Origin of the sequence: Streptosporangium minutum (assembly GCF_002149035.1) — a bacterium.
Classification (GTDB): Bacteria; Actinomycetota; Actinomycetes; order Streptosporangiales; family Streptosporangiaceae; genus Streptosporangium; species Streptosporangium minutum.
Genome location: NZ_NGFP01000457.1, coordinates 1 through 2,789, shown reverse-complemented (window position 1 = coordinate 2,789; position 2,789 = coordinate 1). Strand labels below are relative to the sequence as shown.

The following is a 2,789-nucleotide window of genomic DNA, read 5'->3' as shown; positions in this document are numbered from 1 at the left end:
GGTAGGCGACCTGGCAGCCTTCGGCGCGAGCCACGGCGACGGGTAGCGCGCCGATGGAGGCGGGCTGGTCGACCACGACGAGCACTGGCCCGTGGGTCTTGAGCTTGCCGAACAGCGCGCGCAGGCGCTGCTCGTCGTTGGGCAGGGGCTTGTCGTGGAGTTTCTTGCCGCGAGGGTCCAGGGCGCAGGCGTGGTGTTCGCCCTTGCCCACGTCTAAGCCGACAAACACCGCGTAGTCGACGCTCATGCCACTACTCCAGTTCAGAGGGTGTTTGGCCTGGTCACAGATCTGGCGACGGTAGCCGACATCCACGTTACGGCGAGACGATCTTCTTCGTCACAAGACAGCGCCTTGTCCCTATTAGCGGTCCACCGACGCCACCAGGCCCGGTGACAACACCCCCCGGATCATCGAAACGACAGGGGCGATCAGTCATGCCGGGCCGGGTGACCTGGTTCCCCGACTCTCATCAGGGACGATCAAAAAGGTAACGGGCGCGTCCACGGGCTGGCCGGTCTGGTGCTGTTCGCCGCTCTGGCGGCCGCGCCGTTCGTCCTGGCGCGAAGCCCGCACACCGGCAGCAGGGGATGGGCGGCCCATTCACGCTGGTCGGGTGCGCTGGTCATCACCTTCGCTGTCGCCGCCGGTCTTGCCTTCCGCCTGGACGTTCAGGACGTGCTCCGGCTCGCACCCGCCGGGCTGCTCGAACACGCCGCCCTGCTGGTCGGCTTCGCCTGGATCATCGCCGTAGACGTCCGCCTGCACCGCCACAGCCCTGCACTCGAGCAAGCGTGAGCGATGGAGCCCGTGTTGAAGATCCTTTTTGGCCTACATCCTGCCGGGTGCGCTGCCGGTCTGGGCCTGTTCCTGCTCATCACCCAGCAGCGAAGCAGGCCCTGATGGGCAGCACGGTGACCCCGATCACCGAGGTGTCCGGCCTGACCAAGCGCTACAGCGACGTCCTGGCCATCGACGACGTCAGCCTGAGCGTGCAAGCGGGCCAGATATACGCCCTGCTCGGACTCAACGGCGCCGGCAAGACCACGCTGATCCGCATGCTGCTCGGCATGATCGCCCCCACGAAGGGAGCGGCGCGGGTACTCGGCGCCGATGTCTCGGCTGGACAGCGTTCGGCCTGGGCCCGTACCGGCTACCTGGTCGAAGCCCCGGCCGCCTACCCCGAGCTGACCGTCCGCGAGAACCTCCATCTGTACGCCCGCCTACGGCATCTGAAGCAGCCCCACCTACGCGTCGAGGACATCATCGAACGGCTGGCCCTGACCCCCTACACCGGACGGCGCGCCCGCACCCTGTCGATGGGCAACCTGCAGCGCCTGGCCCTGGCCAAAGCCCTCATCCACAGCCCTGACCTGCTCATCCTCGACGAACCCGTCAACGGCCTGGATCCCGCCGGTGTGGTGGAGATTCGCACCCTGCTGACCGGCCTGGCCCGCGAGCACGGCACCACCGTGCTGATCTCCAGCCACCTGCTGGCCGAAGTCGCCCGCCTCAACGGCCGCATCGCCATCCTGCACCAGGGCCGCCTTCTGGCCGAACACGACGCCACCAGCCTGGACCAACACCGGCGCCGCCACATAACCGTCTCCACCCGCGACGACACGACGGCCGAGCTCTGATCTGCGGCGTGCCCCTTTCCGGCGTACTTGGTAAGGCTGCCTCGGGTGGCCTCCTGGGATTTACTGCGAATCACCAAGGCCGAAGGTGGCGGACCGCTTCGACTGCGGCGATGAGCCCTTGTGTGCCGTGCAGGAACTGGTCTGCGGACATCGTGGTGCGTCGGTCTACAGGCCGACTCCGCGCATCGGGTTGTCGTTCCACTTGTCGGCCTGGCGGATGTAGCCGGCCACCACCGGGGAGCCGTCGGCCCAGCGGCCGTGCGTGGTGATGGCCGACATGGGCGCGCCGGCTTTGGCGGCGGAGGTGGCGCCGCCGGCGCGCAGCCCGTGTGCGGTGTAGGTCTCCGGCCGGTCCAGGCCGGCCAGCGCGGCGGCGTTTTTGACGATGAGGTTGATGGTCTGGCCGCTGAGGCGCTGACGGCTGCCGCGGCCCGCGCTCTTGGCGGTGCCGCCGATGCCGCCGTGGCGATCGACCGGGCGCAGCAGGGCGCCGGAGGTGACGCCGCGTTCGGCGAGTGCGGCCAGCCATGCTTTGAGGACACGCACCGGGCAGGTCTCGGGATGGGATCCGTGGGGGAGTGCGACGGTTTCTCCGTGGGCGTCCTGGTCGGTTTTGCTGGTGGGGATGTAGACCTCGAGGCCGTCGACGGTGAAGGTGAGATCGCCGATGTCGCAGGCGACGAGTTCGGAACGGCGTCCCATCAGGGCAAAACCGAGCACCAGCACCGCGCGATCACGCAGGCCCGTCGTGCTGGTGGAGGGGAGTGCCGAGATCATGGCGCGGAGGCGGTCGATCGTGATGGGCGGCGACTTGCGGGTGCGCTGTCCCTGGTGGGCGCGCTCGCGCCGGTAGGGCGTTCCCCCTTGAATGTGGACACCTTGGAGACTGGATCTTGAGGTCCAGGGGAAGAGATGTCACTGATGGTGATGAAGAACTACCCGCCCGAGTTCAAGGCCGACGCGGTCGCGTTGGTCTTGTCCAGGCCGGACCGGACGATCACGTCGATCGCGAGGGACCTGGGGATCAGCCGCGAGACGCTGCGGTTGTGGGTACGCGCTGCGCAGATTCGGGGTGAGGGCGCTCCAAATGCGACGGGGCGTGTCGCTGCTACCGGTAAGCGGGCGCTGTCGGGGCACATACCCTCGGACGA

General features: G+C 68.1%; 5 protein-coding genes. 3 read left to right on the top strand and 2 right to left on the bottom strand.

The features are described 5' to 3' along the window. On the bottom strand, positions 1 to 247 hold a 247-nt coding region (locus tag CA984_RS43540), incomplete at its 3' end, for an IS110 family transposase (RefSeq protein ID WP_165781281.1). A gap of 222 nt (positions 248 to 469) precedes the next feature. On the opposite strand from CA984_RS43540, the gene CA984_RS43535 reads away from it, so the two are divergent. Together CA984_RS43535 and CA984_RS43530 are read left to right on the top strand one after the other, a co-directional pair. Beyond that, positions 470 to 796: a DUF998 domain-containing protein gene (locus CA984_RS43535; RefSeq protein WP_086579110.1), complete on the top strand. Its 327-nt coding sequence runs from the start codon at positions 470 to 472 to the stop codon at positions 794 to 796. A 104-nt stretch (positions 797 to 900) separates the two neighbouring features. After that, positions 901 to 1,638, top strand: a complete 738-nt coding sequence (locus tag CA984_RS43530) for an ABC transporter ATP-binding protein (protein ID WP_086579109.1) — start codon at positions 901 to 903, stop codon at positions 1,636 to 1,638. Positions 1,639 to 1,803: 165 nt separating this feature from the next. Here the strand turns inward: CA984_RS43530 and CA984_RS43525 are convergent, their stop codons facing one another. Next, on the bottom strand, positions 1,804 to 2,433 hold the full coding sequence (locus CA984_RS43525; RefSeq protein WP_278249112.1) for a site-specific integrase: 630 nt from the start codon (positions 2,431 to 2,433) through the stop codon (positions 1,804 to 1,806). Between the two features lie 117 nt (positions 2,434 to 2,550). Here CA984_RS43525 and CA984_RS43520 point away from each other — a divergent pair. Then, the coding region (locus tag CA984_RS43520) for a transposase (RefSeq protein WP_423229293.1) at positions 2,551 to 2,789 on the top strand (239 nt) is incomplete at its 3' end.

What these genes read in the sequence shown, in the direction of transcription:
- CA984_RS43530 (WP_086579109.1), top strand. Translation starts at nt 901, where the DNA reads ATGGGCAGCACGGTGACCCCGATCACCGAGGTGTCCGGCCTGACCAAG.